This window comes from Pseudomonas sp. W15Feb34, from assembly GCF_023127765.1.
Classification (GTDB): Bacteria; Pseudomonadota; Gammaproteobacteria; order Pseudomonadales; family Pseudomonadaceae; genus Aquipseudomonas; species Aquipseudomonas synxantha_A.
This window is the reverse complement of the sequence record NZ_SPKN01000042.1, coordinates 52,036-69,683: the sequence shown is the minus strand read 5'-3', so window position 1 is coordinate 69,683 and position 17,648 is coordinate 52,036. Positions and strand designations below refer to the sequence as shown.

The following is a 17,648-nucleotide window of genomic DNA, read 5'->3' as shown; positions in this document are numbered from 1 at the left end:
TCAATTGATAGCTTGGCTGCGGCGCGAAGCCGGCAGCAGTTTGGCAATGGGTTCGGCGCCGGCAGTGTGCTGGCCGAAATTGGCGTTATAGGTGGCGATGATTTCGCCGGCGATGGAGATGGCGATCTCTACCGGCAACTTGCCCTTCACCTCGGTGAGGCCCATGGGGCAGCGCATGCGTTGCAACTGTGCGGTGTCGAAGCCGCGGTCACGCAGGCGGTGTTCGAATTTGACGCGTTTGGTTTTCGAGCCGATCAGGCCGAAGTAGGCGAAGTCATTGCGCTTGAGCAGGGCGGCGGTGAGTTCCAGGTCCAGCGCGTGATTGTGGGTCATGACGATGCAGTAACTGCCCGCGGGCAGGTCGGCAATTTCATCGACCGGTTCTTCACTGACGATTTTACGCACGCCTTGCGGGATGTGCTCCGGAAACTCCTGCTCACGGGAATCGATCCAGCGTACGCGGCAGGGCAAGCTTGCCAGTAACGGCACCAGCGCACGCCCGACATGGCCGGCGCCAAACACCGCGATCTGCGCCTGCACCTGGCCCATGGGTTCGAACAGCAATACCGCCACGCCACCGCAGCACTGGCCCAGGCTCGCGCCGAGGCTGAAGCGCTCCAGATGAGTGGTTTGCTGGCCGCGCACGAGCATGTCGCGAGCGAGCTGCATTGCCTTGTATTCCAGGTGCCCGCCGCCGATGGTGTCGAAGGTGCGCGCGGCACTGATCACCATCTTGGAACCGGCATTACGTGGCGTGGAGCCCAGCTCTTCGATGATGGTCACCAGTACGCAGGGTTCGCCCTGGTTTTGCAGGGTGGCGAGGGCGCTGATCCAGTTGTCCATGTCTACCTCAACATTTCTGCTGTTAGTTCGGCCGCTATCGCAGGCAAGCCAGCTCCCACATTTGATCGGGTTAGCACCTCAAAATGTGGGAGCCGGGCTTGCCCGCGATGGCAGCGCCTGGGTCTAGAGCGAAGCCAATTCAGTGTCAGCCTCGACAGCCTTCGCCGCCCGCAATTGCCGCATCTGCTCACACCCCCACAACACCCGCTCGGGCGTGGCCGGCGCATCGATCTTTGGTTGCTGGCGATAGTCAGCCAAACTCGCCACCGCATCTTTGATCGCGCACCACGAAGCAATCCCGAGCATGAACGGCGGCTCACCCACGGCCTTGGAATGGAATACTGTGTCCTCCGGGTTCTTGCGGTTCTCCACCAGTTTCACCCGCAGGTCCAGCGGCATGTCCGCTACGGCCGGGATCTTGTAGCTGGCCGGGCCGTTAGTCATGAGCTTGCCCTTGTTGTTCCACACCAGTTCTTCCATGGTCAGCCAACCCATGCCCTGGATAAAGCCGCCTTCGACCTGGCCGATGTCGATGGCCGGGTTCAACGAAGCGCCCACATCGTGGAGGATGTCGGTGCGCAGCATCTTGTATTCGCCGGTCAGGGTGTCGACGATCACTTCGCAACACGCGGCGCCGAACGCGTAGTAGTAGAACGGTCGTCCGCGCGACTGGCTGCGGTCGTAAAAGATTTTCGGGGTCTTGTAGAAACCGGTGCTCGACAGCGAGACCTGGCCGAAATACGCCTGCTGGATCAACGCTTCGAACGTCAGGATCTGCTCGCGCACGCGCACATGGCCGTTGCGGAACTCTACGTCCGCTTCACTGACGTCGTACTTGCGCGCAGCGAACTCCACCAGGCGCTGCTTGATGGTCTCGGCGGCATTCTGTGCCGCCTTGCCGTTCAGGTCGGCGCCGCTGGAAGCCGCAGTGGGCGAGGTGTTGGGCACCTTGTCGGTGTTGGTGGCGGTGATCTGCACGCGGTCGATGTCCACCTGGAACACTTCGGCCACCACTTGCGCGACCTTGGTATTCAAGCCTTGGCCCATCTCGGTGCCGCCGTGGTTCAGGTGGATGCTGCCGTCTGTGTAGATATGAATCAGCGCGCCGGCCTGATTCAGGAAGCTTGCGGTGAAAGAGATGCCGAATTTCACCGGGGTCAGCGCCAGGCCCTTTTTCAGGATCGGGCTGTGGGCGTTATACAGACGGATCGCTTCGCGGCGTTCGGCATATTGGCTGCTGGCTTCGAGTTCGGCGGTCATCTCTTCGAGCATGTTGTGCTCGACGGTCTGGTAGTAGTGGGTGACGTTGCGCTCGGTCTTGCCGTAGTAGTTGGCCTTGCGTACCGCCAGTGGGTCTTGGCCTAAATGGCGGGCGATGGCGTCCATCACTTCCTCGATGGCGACCATGCCTTGGGGGCCGCCGAAGCCGCGATAGGCGGTGTTGGAGGCCGTGTTGGTCTTGCAGCGATGGCCGTTGACCGTCGCATCGCCCAGGTAATACGAATTGTCGGCGTGGAACATCGCGCGGTCGACAATCGAGTTGGACAGGTCTGGCGAGCAGCCGCAGTTACCCGCCAGTTCCAGGTTGATCCCGTGCAGGCGACCGTTGTCGTCGAAGCCCACGTCGTACTCGATATAGAACGGGTGACGCTTGCCCGTCATCAGCATGTCTTCAACCCGCGGCAAACGCATCTTGGTCGGCTGGCCGGTCAAGCGTGCCACCACCGCGCACAGGCAGGCGGGGCTGGCGGCCTGGGTTTCCTTGCCGCCGAACCCGCCGCCCATGCGACGCATGTCCACGACAATCTTGTTCATTGACACGTCAAGCACTTCGGCCACCAGCTTCTGCACTTCGGTGGGGTTTTGCGTAGAGCAATAGACGATCATGCCGCCGTCTTCGGTGGGCATTACCGAAGAGATCTGGGTTTCCAGATAGAAGTGTTCCTGGCCGCCGATATGCAGGGTCCCCTGGATACGGTGCTTGGCACTCGCCAGCGCAGACGCCGAATCGCCGCGTTGGTGCGTGTGGCTGTCGAGCACGAAATGCTTGTTGCGAAAGGCCTCGACCACATCCAGCACTGGCTCCAGGTCTTCGTATTCGATCACTGCCGCCATCGCCGCCTTGCGCGCGGTCTCCAGGTCACGGGCCGCCACGGCCAGCACCACCTGGCCGACGAACTGCACAGTGTCGATGGCCAGCAATGGGTCGCCGGGCATCAACGGCCCGATGTCTTTCAGGCCCGGTACATCTTCGTGGGTAATCGCAATGCGCACGCCGTCGAAGGCGTAGCAGGGCGCAGTGTCGATACTGAGGATGCGGGCGTGGGCACGGTCGGACAGGCGCGCATACAGGTGCAACTGGTTGGGAAATTCCAGGCGGTCATCGATGTACTGCGCTTCGCCGCTGACGTGCTTGGCGGCGCTGTCATGCTTGACGCTGCGCCCGACCCCGGAGGTGAGATCCCGGGCAAACAGTTCGGCAAGTTCGGCCTGGGTCTTTACGACGGCGTGATGGTTAGACATAAGCGGTCACCCGAGTCTCGATGTGCGGCGTTTGCAGTTCGATGAAGTATTTGCGCAGCAGGTTCTGCGCGCTGAGCAGGCGATATTCCTTGCTGGCGCGGAAGTCCGACAGCGGGGTGAAGTCCTGTGCCAGGGCGGCGCAGGCTTTCTCGACCGTGGCCGAGTTCCAGATGGCGCCCACCAGCGCGGCCTCGCAACTTTTTGCGCGTTTTGGTGTGGCAGCCATGCCGCCGAAGGCAACGCGCGCCGCGCTGATCACACCGTTGTCGATGTTCAGGTTGAACGCCGCGCACACGGCGCAAATATCATCGTCCAGGCGCTTGGACACCTTATAGGCACGGAACAGTGCGTGGCCCTTGGGCACGATGATCTTCTCGATGAACTCGCTGTCCTGGCGGGCGGTGACACGGTAATCGATGAAATAGTCTTCCAGCGCCAGCGTGCGGCGGGTGTTGCCTTTGCACAGTACGATCTGGGCGCCGAGCGCAATCAACAGTGGCGGCGAATCCCCAATCGGTGAGGCGTTGCCGATATTGCCGCCCAGGGTGCCCTGGTTGCGGATTTGCAGGGAGGCGAAGCGCTGCAGCAGTTCGCCGAAGTCCGGGTATTCATGGTGTAGCGCGGTGTAGCAATCGGAGAGAACGGTGGCCGCGCCGATCTCCAGGCGGTCGTCGAAATGTTCGATGCGCTTCATGTCTTCAATGTTGCCGACGTAGATCATCACCGGCAGGGTGCGGTGGAACTGGGTCACTTCCAGCGCCAGGTCGGTGCCGCCGGCCAGCAGGCGGGCTTGCGGATAGGCGTCGTAGAGGTCGGCCAGGTCGGCGACGGTCAAGGGCACCAGGCAGCGTTTGTCACCGCTGTTGAGCTCGCCGGTCTGGGTGGGCGCGATGCTTTTAAGGCGGGCGATGGTGTCGGCCTCGCGGCTGTCGAACTGATCCTGAGGCTTGTTGCAGCAGGCTTGTTCGGCGGCGGCCAGGATCGGGCGATAACCGGTGCAGCGGCACAGGTTGCCGGCCAGGGCTTCATGGGCTTTGTGGCTGTCGGGGGCGTCGCTGTTCTTTTGCAGGGCAAACAACGACATCACGAAACCCGGGGTGCAAAAGCCGCACTGCGAGCCATGGCACTCGACCATGGCCTGTTGCACGCTGTGCAGTTGGCCCTGGTGCTTGAGATCTTCAACGCTGATCAGTTGTTTGCCGTGCAGCGACGACACGAAAGTCAGGCAGGAGTTGAGGCTGCGGTAACGAATCTGCTCGGTGCCTTGGTCATCGGTATGCAGCTCACCGACCACCACCGTGCACGCACCGCAGTCGCCGCTGGCGCAGCCTTCCTTGGTACCGGATTTGCCCACATGCTCACGCAGATAGTTGAGCACGGTCAGGTTGGGGTCCAGGGCGTGCTCGCTACGGAGTTCCTGGTTGAGTAAAAACTGGATCACGGAAGGCCTCGCAGACTCATTATTGTTGTTAACCGCTTTGCGCCGAATCTAGTCATGTCTGACTTTTCGGTCAATGGTTTTCTGACCTGTGGGTCAAGAAAATGCGATCGCAACACTTTCAATTATGGTTCAGTCTTCTGGAACCGGTGTTTTTGGCGGCGTGTGGGCTGTTAACGTTGCTTATTTCATGCCAAATTCGCCACGGTGGGCGTAGCGCCATCAGCGGGCCAATGCGCTACACTGCCGCGCTTGTACCGATAGAAGATTTTGAAGGGAAAACATGACGTTCAAGGCGCCGGACAGTCTCGCCGAGCAAATCGCTCACCACCTCGCCGAACGTATCATTCGCGGCGAACTCAAGCCTGGGGAGCGGATCCAGGAACAGAAGGTCACGCTGGCGCTCAACGTCAGTCGCGGTTCCGTGCGCGAAGCCTTGCTGATCCTCGAACGCCGCCATCTGATCGCGATCCTGCCGCGCCGTGGCGCCCACGTCACCGAGCTCACCGCGCACAAGGTGCAGAGCCTGTGTACGTTGATGGGCGAGATGTACATCCTGCTCGGCAATGCAGTGGCCGAAGGCTGGCAGACCCAGGCCGATATGGCGCCGTTCCTGCAGATCCAGCAACGCCTGCAGCTGAGCTTGGAGCGCGAGGACATCCGCGCCTTCGTCGAAGAAAGCTTCAGCGTGATGCGCGCCGCGTATCCCTTCGCCAACAACCCTTATTTGCAGGAAACCGTTGAAAACCTGCAGCCGGCGATGAACCGCGCTTATTACCTGGCCCTGGATCAGCGCAAGGCGTCCATGAGCGAGTTCCAGGCACTGTTCGAGCAATTGCTCGCCGCGGTGCTCGCCCGTGATCTGGTGCAGATTCGCCTGGTGCTGTCGGCCTACTGCCAGCGCAGTAGCTCGCTGGTCATCGCTGCGTTGGCGGACGCCTAAGCGTGCGGCTCAAGTGCATCAAGTTGGCGGGGTTCAAATCCTTCGTCGACCCGACTACCGTGAACTTCCCCAGCAACATGGCAGCGGTAGTGGGACCCAATGGCTGCGGCAAGTCGAACATCATCGACGCCGTACGCTGGGTGATGGGCGAGAGCTCGGCGAAGAACCTGCGTGGCGAGTCGATGACCGATGTCATCTTCAACGGCTCCACCAGCCGCAAGCCGGTGAGCCAGGCCAGCATCGAACTGGTGTTCGACAACTCTGATGGTACCCTGGTCGGCGAATACGCCGCCTACGCAGAGATCTCCATTCGCCGCAAAGTCACGCGCGACAGCCAGAACAGTTACTTCCTCAACGGCACCAAGTGTCGCCGTCGGGACATCACCGATATTTTCCTTGGTACCGGCTTGGGCCCGCGCAGCTATTCGATCATCGAACAGGGCATGATCTCCAAGCTGATCGAAGCCAAGCCCGAAGACCTGCGTAACTTTATCGAAGAAGCAGCCGGCATTTCCAAGTACAAGGAGCGCCGCCGCGAAACTGAAAACCGCATCCGCCGTACCCATGAAAACCTCGCCCGCCTGACCGACCTGCGCGAAGAGCTGGAGCGCCAGTTGGAGCGTCTGCACCGCCAGGCCCAGGCCGCCGAGAAGTATCAGGAATACAAGGGCGAAGAGCGCCAGCTCAAGGCGCAACTGTCGGCCCTGCGTTGGCAGGCACTGAACGATCAAGTGGGCCAGCGCGAAGCGATCATTGGCACCCAGGAGGTCAGCTTTGAGGCGCTGGTGGCCGAGCAACGCAATGCTGATGCCAGCATCGAACGCTTGCGTGACGGGCACCATGAATTGTCCGAACGCTTCAATCTGGTGCAGGGGCGTTTCTATTCGGTGGGGGGCGATATCGCTCGGGTCGAGCAGAGCATCCAGCACGGCCAGCAGCGTTTGCGCCAGTTGCAGGATGACTTGAAGGAGGCCGAGCGCGCCCGCCTGGAAACCGAGTCGCACCTGGGCCATGACCGCACCTTGCTGCTGACCCTCGGCGAAGAGCTGGACATGCTCACCCCCGAGCAGGAAATCACCAACGCCGCCGCCGAAGAGGCCGCCGCCGCGCTGGAAGAATCCGAAACCACCATGCACGTCTGGCAGGAGCAGTGGGATATCTTCAACCTGCAATCGGCCGAGCCGCGTCGCCAGGCCGAGGTGCAGCAGTCGCGCATTCAGCAACTGGAAACCAGCATGGAGCGCCTGGCCGAACGCCAGCGTCGCCTGCAGGAAGAACGTGTATTGCTCGCCGCCGACCCCGAAGACGCGGCGATCATGGCGCTGAGCGAGCAACTGGCCGAAAGCGAAATGACGCTGGAAGAGTTGGAAGCCAGCGAGGAACAACAGGTGGAACGCCTGGAGCAATTGCGTCAGCAACTGCATACGGCAACCCAGGCGCAGCAGCAGGCCCAGGGCGATCTGCAACGGCTCAATGGGCGCCTGGCATCTCTTGAAGCCTTGCAGCAAGCTGCGCTGGACCCTGGCACCGGCACCGCCGAGTGGCTGCGCGACCAGCATCTGGCCGAGCGCCCGCGCCTGGCCGAAGGCTTGAAGGTAGAAGCCGGTTGGGAGCTGGCGGTGGAAACCGTACTCGGCGCCGATCTGCAAGCGGTGCTGGTGGACGATTTTGGCGGCTTCGACCTGGCCGGTTTCGCCCAGGGCGATTTGCGTTTGCTCAGCCCGGCGGCCGACGGCACGCGGGTACCGGGCAGCCTGCTGGACAAGGTCGAGGCGGCGATTGATTTGTCGCCATGGCTGGGCCAGGTCAAGCCGGTTGAGTCACTTGAACAGGCCCTGGCCCAGCGCGGTCAACTGAGCGCCGGCGAAAGCCTGATCAGTCGCGACGGTTATTGGATCGGCCGCCATTTCCTGCGCGTGCGCCGTGCCAGCGAGGCGGAAAGCGGCGTATTGGCCCGCGGCCAGGAAATCGTCAACCTGATCGCCGAACGCGAAGAGCGCGAAGCCACCCTCGAAAGCCTGGAAACCGAACTGCAAACCCTGCGCGCCACCCAGCGCCAGCAAGAGACCGGCCGCGAACACCTGCGCCGCTTGTTGCAAGACGAAGCGCGCCAGCAAGGCGAATTGAAAGCCCAACTGTCGGCGAGCAAAGCCAAGGTCGAACAACTGACCCTGCGCCGCACCCGCCTTGACGAAGAAGTGGCCGAGATGGGCGAACAGCGCGCCCTTGAACATGAGCAGGTTGGCGAAGCGCGCCTGCAATTGCAGGAAGCCCTCGACAGCATGGCGCTGGATACCGAGCAGCGCGAGTTGCTGCTGGCCCAGCGTGACAGCCTGCGCGAACGCCTCGACCGCGTGCGCCAGGAAGCTCGCCAGCACAAGGATCACGCTCACCAGTTGGCGGTGCGCCTGGGCTCTCTGCGGGCCCAGCATGATTCCACGCGCCAGGCCCTTGAGCGCCTGGAGATGCAGTCCGAACGCCTCACCGAAAAACGTGAGCAACTGAGCCTCAACCTGGAGGAGGGCGAGGCGCCGTTGGAAGAGCTGCGCCTCAAGCTTGAGGAACTGCTCGACAAGCGCATGACCGTCGACGTAGAGCTCAAGACCGCGCAGATCGCTCTGGAAGATGCCGACCGCGAACTGCGTGACGCTGAAAAGCGCCGTACCATGGCCGAGCAGCAATCCCAATTGATCCGCGGCCAACTCGAACAACAGCGCATGGAGTGGCAAGCCCTCACCGTGCGCCGCAAGACCTTGCAAGACCAGTTGCTCGAAGACGGTTATGACCTGCATGGCGTGCTCAACACCCTGACCGCCCAGGCCAACGAGAAGGAAGCCGAAGAAGAACTTGAGCGGATTGCCGCACGCATTCAACGCCTGGGCGCGATCAACCTCGCGGCCATTGATGAGTACCAGCAGCAGTCCGAGCGCAAACGTTATCTGGATGCCCAGGATGCCGATCTGGTCGAAGCCCTGGATACCCTGGAAAACGTGATCCGCAAGATCGACAAGGAAACCCGCAACCGCTTCAAAGATACCTTTGATCAGATTAATGGCGGTTTACAGGCGTTATTCCCAAAAGTTTTCGGTGGTGGCAGTGCCTACTTGGAACTGACGGGCGAAGATCTACTCGATACAGGGGTAACGATCATGGCGCGGCCTCCGGGCAAGAAGAACAGCACCATCCATTTGTTGTCCGGTGGCGAAAAAGCCCTGACCGCATTGGCCCTGGTATTTGCCATCTTCAAGTTGAACCCGGCGCCGTTCTGTATGCTCGACGAAGTTGACGCGCCGCTGGATGACGCTAACGTTGGACGCTACGCTCGGTTGGTCAAAGAGATGTCCCAGACTGTGCAGTTCATCTACATCACCCACAACAAGATCGCCATGGAAATGGCGGACCAGTTGATGGGGGTCACGATGCACGAGCCGGGCTGTTCGCGTTTGGTCGCAGTGGATGTGGAAGAGGCGATGGCAATGGTGGAATCCTGAACCATGCCAGGAGAGAGAATTTACGGCACGTCGTAGGGCGATTTACCGGTCTGGCGAAAGTGGCAAATGGACATATTTGTTCAAGGCATTTTGACAGACGGTGTAAAGTTATCTTTGGTCGTGCTAGTTTAATGTCAATTTTTCGTATGCGTGGGCAAAACGTCAGTCAGAACATAGAGTTGGCGCCACGTTTTAAAGCGGTTTGCACGGTGCTAAACCCCTTATTTTTCAGCATTTTTTATTAGAGGCACGGGATTACATGGAAATCGGTCTGCGCGAGTGGCTGATCGTCATCGGCATCATTGTCATTGCCGGTATTCTTTTCGATGGCTGGCGCCGCATGCGCGGTGGCAAGGGCAAGCTCAAGTTCCGCTTGGACCGAAACCTGTCCAACTTGCCTGACGACGACGGCGCCGCCGAGCTGCTGGGGCCGCCCCGTGTGCTGGATACCCACAAAGAGCCGCAACTGGACGAGCATGATTTGCCGTCAATGAGCGCGCCGTTGCGGGAAGCCCGCGAGCCGTCCTCCAAGCGCGGCAAGCGTGGTGGCGCGGCGGTTGCCGAGCCGCATCAAGGTGACCTGAACCTCGACGTCGATGACGGCCCGAGCTTCAGCAGCCGTGATGACGACTTCCCCGACGAGACTCCGACCAAAAGCGCGCCACGCCAATCGGTAAACGATCAGCCGGCCGCCGAGGAAGTCCTGGTTATCAGTGTGATCTGCCGCGATGCCGGTGGCTTCAAGGGCCCTGCGCTGTTGCAGAACATCCTTGAGAGCGGCCTGCGCTTTGGCGAGATGGATATATTCCACCGTCACGAGAGCATGGCCGGTAATGGCGAAGTGCTGTTCTCCATGGCCAATGCGGTCAAACCCGGCACTTTCGATCTGGACGATATCGACCTGTTCAGCACCCCGGCGGTGAGTTTCTTCCTCGGCTTGCCAGGCCCGCGTCACCCCAAGCAAGCGTTTGATGTGATGGTGGCCGCAGCTCGCAAGCTGTCCCAGGAATTGAACGGCGAGCTCAAGGACGACCAACGCAGCGTCCTGACCGCCCAGACCATCGAGCATTATCGTCAGCGCATCGTCGAGTTCGAGCGTCGTGCCCTGACACAGAAACGCTGAGGTTCGATCATAAGCGTTGTCTGTAGAATCCATGCACTAACATATTGAGCAGCTTCGGCTGCTCTTTTGCTTTATGAGAGAACACCCATGACCGCCGCCCCTACCCGCATTCTCGAACTGCGCGCTGAACTGGATCAGCACAACTATCGCTACCACGTGCTTGACGAGCCGAGCATTCCGGACGCCGAGTACGATCGCTTGTTCCACGAGCTCAAGGCCCTGGAAGCCGAGCATCCCGAGCTGGTGACGCGTGATTCACCGACACAGCGGGTCGGCAGTGCGGCGCTGTCGGCATTCACCCAGGTCAAGCATGAGATCCCGATGCTCAGCCTGGGCAACGCCTTTGATGAAACCACCATGCTGGAGTTTGATCGCCGGGTGACCGAGGGCCTCGACCTGCCGGTAGGCGATCTGTTTGGCGCGGGTGCGGCAGTGGAGTACAGCTGCGAGCCAAAGCTCGATGGCCTGGCGGTCAGCCTGCTGTATCAGGACGGCGAACTGGTACGCGGCGCCACCCGGGGTGACGGCACTACCGGTGAGGACATCAGCGTCAACGTGCGCACCGTGCGCAATATTCCGCTCAAGCTGCACGGCAGCGGCTGGCCGGCTACTCTGGAAGTCCGTGGCGAAGTGTTCATGTCCAAGGCCGGGTTCGAACGCCTGAATGCCTCGCAGCTGGAAGTTGGCGGCAAGACCTTCGCCAACCCGCGCAACGCCGCGGCGGGCAGCCTGCGCCAACTGGACTCGAAGATCACTGCCAGCCGCCCCCTGGAATTCTGCTGCTATGGCATCGGCCAGGTGACCGCGGATATCAGCGATACCCATATCGGCAACCTCAAGCAGTTGCAGAAGTGGGGCATGCCGATCAGCCACGAACTGAAGTTGGCCAAGGGTATCCAGGAGTGCCTGGACTACTACCGCGACATTGGCGAGCGCCGTAATGCGCTGGGCTATGAAATCGACGGCGTGGTGTTCAAGGTCAACAGCATCGCGTCCCAGCGTGAACTGGGCTTCCGCGCCCGCGAGCCGCGTTGGGCGATTGCGCATAAATTTCCGGCGATGGAAGAGCTGACCGAGTTGCTCGACGTGGAATTCCAGGTTGGCCGCACCGGTGCTGTGACCCCGGTGGCGCGCTTGAAGCCGGTCAAGGTGGCTGGCGTGACGGTGTCCAACGCGACCCTGCACAACATGGACGAAGTGGCGCGCCTGGGGCTGATGATCGGTGACACTGTGATCATCCGCCGCGCTGGTGATGTGATTCCGCAGGTGGTCTCGGTGGTCACCGAGCGTCGCCCGGAGCACGCCCGTGCGGTGCAGATCCCCGAGAACTGCCCGGTGTGCGGCTCCCATGTGGAGCGCACGCAACTGGTCAAGCGCAGCAAAGGCAAGGAAACCGTCAGCGAAGGCGCGGTGTACCGTTGCGTCGGGCGCCTGGCCTGTGGCGCGCAGCTCAAGCAGGCGATCATCCATTTCGTCTCGCGGCGTGCCATGGACATCGACGGCCTGGGCGACAAGACCATCGAGCAATTGGTGGATGAGAAACTCATCGGTTCGCCGGCAGACCTCTACAAGCTCAAGTACGAACAGATCATCGACCTGGAAGGCTTTGCCGATATCTCCAGCAAGAAGCTGATCAGCGCCATCGAAAACAGCAAGACCCCGACCCTGGCGCGTTTTATCTACGCCCTGGGTATTCCCGATGTGGGCGAAGAGACCGCCAAGGTGCTGGCACGCTCGCTGGCGTCCCTGGAGCGTGTGCAGAAGGCTTTGCCTGAAGTGCTGACCTACTTGCCCGACGTCGGCCTGGAAGTGGCACACGAGATTCATAGCTTCTTTGAAGACAGCCATAACCAGGATGTGATCGGTGCACTGTTGTCGCCGGACGAATGCGGCCTGCAATTGCAGGAGCAAGGCGAACTCAGCGCAGAATTCGCCGCCAGCACCACCTTGGGCGGCTTGCTCGACAAGCTGCATGTACCTTCCGTCGGGCCGGGAGCTGCGCAGAAACTGGCAGACAAGTTCGGTTCGCTGGAAGGCGTGATCAAGGCCGATTGGCTGGATATGCGCCAGGCCCTGCCCGAGAAGCAAGCCAAGGCCGTGCGCGAATTCTTCGACAACCCTGACAACGCCCATCATGCCCTGGCCATCGAGCAGCAGCTCAAGGACTTCGGAATGCACTGGCAGAGCGAGAAAAAGGTCGTTGAAGGCTTGCCCGAAGCCGGGCACACCTGGGTACTCACCGGCTCCCTGGAGTTGATGAGCCGCGACGTCGCCAAGGACAAGCTCGAAAGCCTGGGCGCCAAGGTGGCCGGTTCCGTCTCGGCGAAAACCCACTGCGTGGTCGCCGGGCCGGGAGCCGGTTCCAAATTGGCCAAGGCCAGCGAGCTGGGCCTTAAAGTGCTGGATGAGGAGGCCTTCGTCGCCTTCCTGGCCAGCCACAACATCAGCGTCTGACCTCTTCCTGTGGCGAGGGAGCTTGCTCCTGTCGGGCTGCGCAGCAGCCCCTCAAGAAAGCGGAACGATCTCGAGCGAGAAATGATCTAGTCTCTGTCACCCCAGGGAGAGCCCGCCATGTTCCGTTACTTCGAGCAACTCAGTTCGCGCATCGCCGCCCCGTTCATGGCTCAAACCTCGCGCAACAGCAAGGTGTGGCAATGCCGCTGCGGCCAGTCTTTATTCTTTCGCAACAGCCAATGTCTGGCCTGCCAGGCGGTGCTGGGTTATCTGCCGCAGCAAAGCCGTCTGTCTTCCCTGCAACCCGGCCCTGTCGTTGACACTTGGCTGGCGGATGACGCGCCCGATGCCGGCACCTGGCGTCGCTGCGCCAACCTCGACTCACCGGCCGCGTGCAACTGGCTGATCCCCGCCCACAGCACTGCGTCGCTGTGCGTGGCCTGTAGCCTGAATCGCACAATTCCTGATCTATCCATCCCGGAAAACCCCGAACGCTGGCGCAAGGTCGAAACTGCCAAGCGTCGGCTGGTGGCACAACTGATCAGCCTGGGCCTGCAGGTGGTGCCCAAGAGCGTTGACGAAGACACCGGGCTGGCCTTCGACTTCATCGGGACTGACCTGGCAGGCAATGCGCCGACCACTGGCCATGCCAACGGCCTGATCACCCTCGATATCAAGGAAGCCGACGATGCTCACCGCGAAAAAGTCCGCGTACAGATGCGTGAGCCTTACCGCACCTTGCTCGGTCATTTTCGCCATGAAGTCGGCCACTATTACTGGGATCGGCTGATTGCCAACAGCCACTGGCTTGACGCTTTTCGCACCTTGTTCGGCGATGAGCGCGCCAGTTACGCCGAAGCGCTCGACCAGCATTATCAGAACGGCCCGCGTCCGGATTGGCAGCACACCTGCGTCAGCGCCTACGCCACCATGCATCCCTGGGAAGACTGGGCTGAAACCTGGGCCCATTACCTGCACATGATGGACGCGGTGGACACCGCGTTGGGCTTTGGCATGAGCGCCCGCGAGATGGACCTGGACTACCAACCGTTCCCGCTGACAACGCTGTATGACCCGGCACACCCCGGCGGCCCGGCGTTCCTCTCGTTCGTCAATGCCTGGATCGAGCTGGCCGGTATGCTCAACGAACTGTCCCGCGCCATGGGCCAGCCGGATTTCTACCCCTTCGTGCTGCCGCCGGCGGTGATAGCCAAGTTGCACTTTATCCACCTGGTCATCCAGGAAGAGGGCGGCAGAGCGGACGAGGTTCTGCAGGCACAGTGATTGCCCCTGTGGGAGGGGTAATTGCAGAGGGCCATGGCAAGTACTTGAAGCTTCTCATTTTTTACGGTTGTAACTTCCGATCAGATCGGTACAATGGCGCGGCTTGCCGAGAGGCTTGCGTCGTTATGGTGACCCCATCGGTCCCCCCGCAACGATTACCCGTGAACCTGGTCAGAGCCGGAAGGCAGCAGCCACAGCGGGAACATTGTGTGCCGGGGTGTGGCTGGTGGGGTTGCCTCCATAACGCTCCCTTCTGTTTTACCTATTCCTGAATCCATATAGTCAGCCAGTCATCTGTGACCCTTATCGCACAGTGCACGACGGCCACTCCACGACTAGTGGCATACTCCCAAGCGTGTCTTTCCCCTGGCTACGAGGCTGTATGCACTCGGAACATTTTGATTTGTCCAGCCCTGTGTTCTTGCCGATCACCGAGCAAACCTGTGTGGGTTTGTTGAGCGGTGAGGGTTTCGATGCGCTCGTAGCCCTGAGTGAGCCGGAGTTGGCGGCGGTGCTGGTGATCCAGAACCTGGCGCAGGTGCCCGAAAGCGACCTGAGCGCCAATGGTGCCGAAAAAGTGTTGGCCAAGCTGATTGACTGGGCGGTAGAGCCCAGCCATTCGGCAAGCGTCTCCCTACTCTCCGAGGCGCAGCGGCTGTTCGACCAAAGGAAGCTGTACTTCGGCCTCAATGTGGTCAAAAGCCTGAAGCTGCGTTTTCTGTTAGCGGAGGAAGTGCAGGCGCGCGACTATCTGTTGCCCAGCGGCAAGTGGGACGTAGAGTACAAAGTCCGCCATCTCAAGACCAATGATCCCTTCAGCAAGCAGATGGTCACGCCCAGGCATCGCGAGCGCTGGTTGAGTGCCGAGCAAGACAAGTTGGTCAGAACCTTCCGCGCCAACTTGAACGAAGACCTGCATGTTCAGGGCTATGCAGGTATCGGCAAGAGTCACCTGCTGGTGGCCTTGATGGAGCACTTGCGTCCGGAAAAGACTTTGTTGCTGGCGCGTACCCCGGCAAAGCTGGAAACCCTGCGTGCCCGTATGGTGGGCGTACGCGAGCGAAAGGCCGGGCACACCTTCCATGCATTCGCCCACGCCTTGATGCAGGGTCCCAGGCCCAAGCCGCTGACTGCGCAGGTGAGGGCGCCGAGCAAGCAGGCACTGGCTCAGGAGCTGAATATCTTCGGCTTTCGTGGCCTGCAAGGGCAGGCTGTGGTCGACGTTTGCCTCAACGTATTGCAAGCCTACTGCCGCTCCTGGGAATACAGCCTGTCGGCGAAGCACTTGCCGCATTTCAAACAGCCGCTGTCCAGCGTTGATGCCAGGGCACTGCTCGAATATGCCAGCCGGCTATGGAGCTATCTCGAAGCGAATCCGGCCTGGGGCAGCCAGACTGGGTTTGAAGCCTTGCTGATGATCAAGCGCGCCAGCCTCGCCGGCTGCGTGGTGCCCGAGCGTTATACCCACGTCCTTATCGACGAGAGCCAGGATATTCCGGCGCCGCTGCTGCAAATCATCGAGCGGGGCCGGCAGGTGCTGATAACCCTGGGGGATGAGTATCAGCAGGCCAGTGGAGTCATGGTCAGGCGCGCCCGTGAGGTGCGCCATACGGATGTGTGTTACTCCGTGCGCTCCGGACGCAATGTCGAGCGCCTGGTCAATCCCTTGATCAGCCAGCATTCGGATAAGAGCAAAGTGCTTTTCGAGGGGGCTCGGGATGCCGACGTCGGTATCGAGTTTTATCCGCTGGGCTTTGTACCGCCGCAAGGCTGCGTGTTATTGACCGCATCCCACTGGGACACAATGAAGTGGGCCATCCAGTTGAGCGAAGCCCGTTGTGCGTTCAGCCTGACCGGTAAAGAAGCGCAGCAGTCGCTCAAGTACTTTATGGACACCGTGGTCGCGTTGTTCAAGCCTGACTTCTACAGCAGCGAGTTCAATGACAGCGGGCCCCATCCGTTTTTCAGCGATATGGCCGATTGGCAGCAAGTACGCGAGGCCTGCCAGTTCGATGAGGCGTTTCTCTGGGTCGAAGCTGAGCTGCAAAAAGGCTTTAATCTGGCGGATGTCACGCGCTTGAACAGGCAAAGCGGCCATCCGGATGAGCGCTGCCTCTTGATGTTGGCGCAAGACGCCGGTGGCATGGAGTTCAACCGGGTGTTGCTCACACCAGCGTTGTTGACCAACGTAAAGTTCCAGGATGCCTACGCGTTCGACCAGCGACTGTGTGCGGTGTATATCGCAATTTCGCGAGCAACCCAGCAGCTCTATCTGCCCTACGATGTGGTGGAGTGGCTCGACTATCACAAGTATCAGAAAACCCGCGAATTACACGGTTACTGAAGGATTTAATCCAGCTGTTTCACAACTTTGGAAAAGCCCTCTGGACAACCCCCAGACCGCCTTGTTAGCTTGCGTCGGCCACTTGTTTCAGAGCATGACAAGGGCATGGACTTGATATTGAAGTGCTATCGCTTCTCTAACTTACAAGGATGTCTGTCATGAAAAGCCTGCAAGGGTTGCCTCGACTTATCAGTGCCTCAGTCGGCGCTCCCGGCAAAGCCCGCAACTTGCCCGCCGATGTGCAGTGCATCCAATATTTATTCAACCTGATCATTCCCAAAATGGGCTTTGCCTTGCTGGAAAACGGCAAGTGCGATGGCCAGTTGGTGCAGTGCATCAGCCAGTATCAGTTCCGCCATCTCAAATATGCTCATCCCGATGGGGTGATCGACCCCACGGGGCGTACGTTCAACAGCTTGATCGAGGAAGCGGTGAAAGTACCCGTACGGGCCTTCCCGACCATGCGTATTCCGAGCTTTCTCAACGCATTGGGCAATAACAACGTCGATGCGGTGCAAGCCACGGTCAATGTCTACCTGAACCAGGTGCGTGCGGTGATCGAGGCCGAGCGGCGCAACCGCCAATTAATGCTGCAGGCCACCTGCGACGGCGGCACGACGCTGAGCGATACGGACTTCCAGAATGCTGCCAAGCAATTGGGCAACGGCATCTCGGTGAATGTGGTCAAGGCGTTCGCCACCATCGAGTCGGGCGGGAAGGTGGGGTTCGGGCCGGCCAAGCTGCCGATCATCGCCTTCGAAGGTCATCACTTTCGCAAGTACACCAAGCATATCTACGACCAGTCGCACCCGCTGCTGTCGTACGTCTACAAGAAAAAAGCCGGGCCGCAGTGGCAGACCAACAACAAGGACCAGGTCAAGGCCTGGGAAACCATGGCCACCGCTTTTGCTCTCGACCAGGAAGCGGCACTGATGTCGGCGTCCTGGGGGATGTTTCAGGTCATGGGGTTCAACTTCGCGTCGTGCGGGTTCAAGACGGTGTTCGAGTTTGCAGCGGCGTTAAAAGTAAACGCCGGTAATCAACTCAAGGCCTACCTCAGTTTTTGCAGCAAGAGCACGGCGCTGATGAGTGCGATGAAAAACAAGGATTTCACAGCCATGGCTCGTAACTATAACGGCGAGGACTACGGCAACTATGACGTGCTGATGAAACAAGCCTACGAAGCCTTTGAAGGGAAGAAATAA

Annotated in this window: 10 protein-coding genes and 1 other RNA gene; 8 read left to right on the top strand and 3 right to left on the bottom strand. The window is 60.3% G+C overall.

Features of this window, described 5'->3' with window-relative positions; translation table 11 throughout:
* From xdhC to xdhA, 3 genes are all read right to left on the bottom strand, one after another.
* A complete protein-coding gene (gene xdhC / locus E4O97_RS19275) occupies positions 1–843 on the bottom strand; it encodes a xanthine dehydrogenase accessory protein XdhC (protein ID WP_078822049.1) in 843 nt (280 codons plus the stop codon).
* Between the two features lie 123 nt (positions 844–966).
* A complete protein-coding gene (gene xdhB, locus E4O97_RS19270) occupies positions 967–3,366 on the bottom strand; it encodes a xanthine dehydrogenase molybdopterin binding subunit (protein WP_103733631.1) in 2,400 nt (799 codons plus the stop codon).
* Positions 3,359–4,807 (bottom strand): xanthine dehydrogenase small subunit, encoded by a 1,449-nt coding sequence (gene xdhA / locus E4O97_RS19265; protein WP_248161981.1) that lies wholly within the window; start codon positions 4,805–4,807, stop codon positions 3,359–3,361. Before xdhA ends, xdhB begins: the two co-directional genes overlap by 8 nt.
* Before the next feature lie 280 nt (positions 4,808–5,087).
* Between xdhA and E4O97_RS19260 the strand changes: the two genes are divergently transcribed.
* The 8 genes from E4O97_RS19260 to E4O97_RS19225 all read left to right on the top strand — a co-directional run bounded on the left by E4O97_RS19260 (position 5,088) and on the right by E4O97_RS19225 (position 17,648).
* Positions 5,088–5,747: a GntR family transcriptional regulator gene (locus E4O97_RS19260; RefSeq protein ID WP_005790326.1), complete on the top strand. Its 660-nt coding sequence runs from the start codon at positions 5,088–5,090 to the stop codon at positions 5,745–5,747.
* A 2-nt stretch (positions 5,748–5,749) separates the two neighbouring features.
* On the top strand, positions 5,750–9,238 hold the full coding sequence (smc, locus tag E4O97_RS19255) for a chromosome segregation protein SMC (RefSeq protein ID WP_248161979.1): 3,489 nt from the start codon (positions 5,750–5,752) through the stop codon (positions 9,236–9,238).
* A gap of 259 nt (positions 9,239–9,497) precedes the next feature.
* On the top strand, positions 9,498–10,361 hold the full coding sequence (gene zipA / locus E4O97_RS19250; protein WP_005790323.1) for a cell division protein ZipA: 864 nt from the start codon (positions 9,498–9,500) through the stop codon (positions 10,359–10,361).
* Positions 10,362–10,448: 87 nt separating this feature from the next.
* A complete protein-coding gene (gene ligA, locus E4O97_RS19245) occupies positions 10,449–12,815 on the top strand; it encodes an NAD-dependent DNA ligase LigA (protein WP_248161977.1) in 2,367 nt (788 codons plus the stop codon).
* A gap of 117 nt (positions 12,816–12,932) precedes the next feature.
* On the top strand, positions 12,933–14,099 hold the full coding sequence (locus tag E4O97_RS19240; RefSeq protein WP_248161975.1) for a putative zinc-binding metallopeptidase: 1,167 nt from the start codon (positions 12,933–12,935) through the stop codon (positions 14,097–14,099).
* A 135-nt stretch (positions 14,100–14,234) separates the two neighbouring features.
* An RNA gene (gene ffs / locus E4O97_RS19235) (signal recognition particle sRNA small type) lies at positions 14,235–14,331 on the top strand.
* A gap of 150 nt (positions 14,332–14,481) precedes the next feature.
* A complete protein-coding gene (locus tag E4O97_RS19230) occupies positions 14,482–16,443 on the top strand; it encodes an AAA family ATPase (RefSeq protein ID WP_248161973.1) in 1,962 nt (653 codons plus the stop codon).
* A gap of 158 nt (positions 16,444–16,601) precedes the next feature.
* Entirely contained in the window at positions 16,602–17,648 is a 1,047-nt protein-coding gene (locus E4O97_RS19225; RefSeq protein WP_032879947.1) for an N-acetylmuramidase family protein, read from the top strand.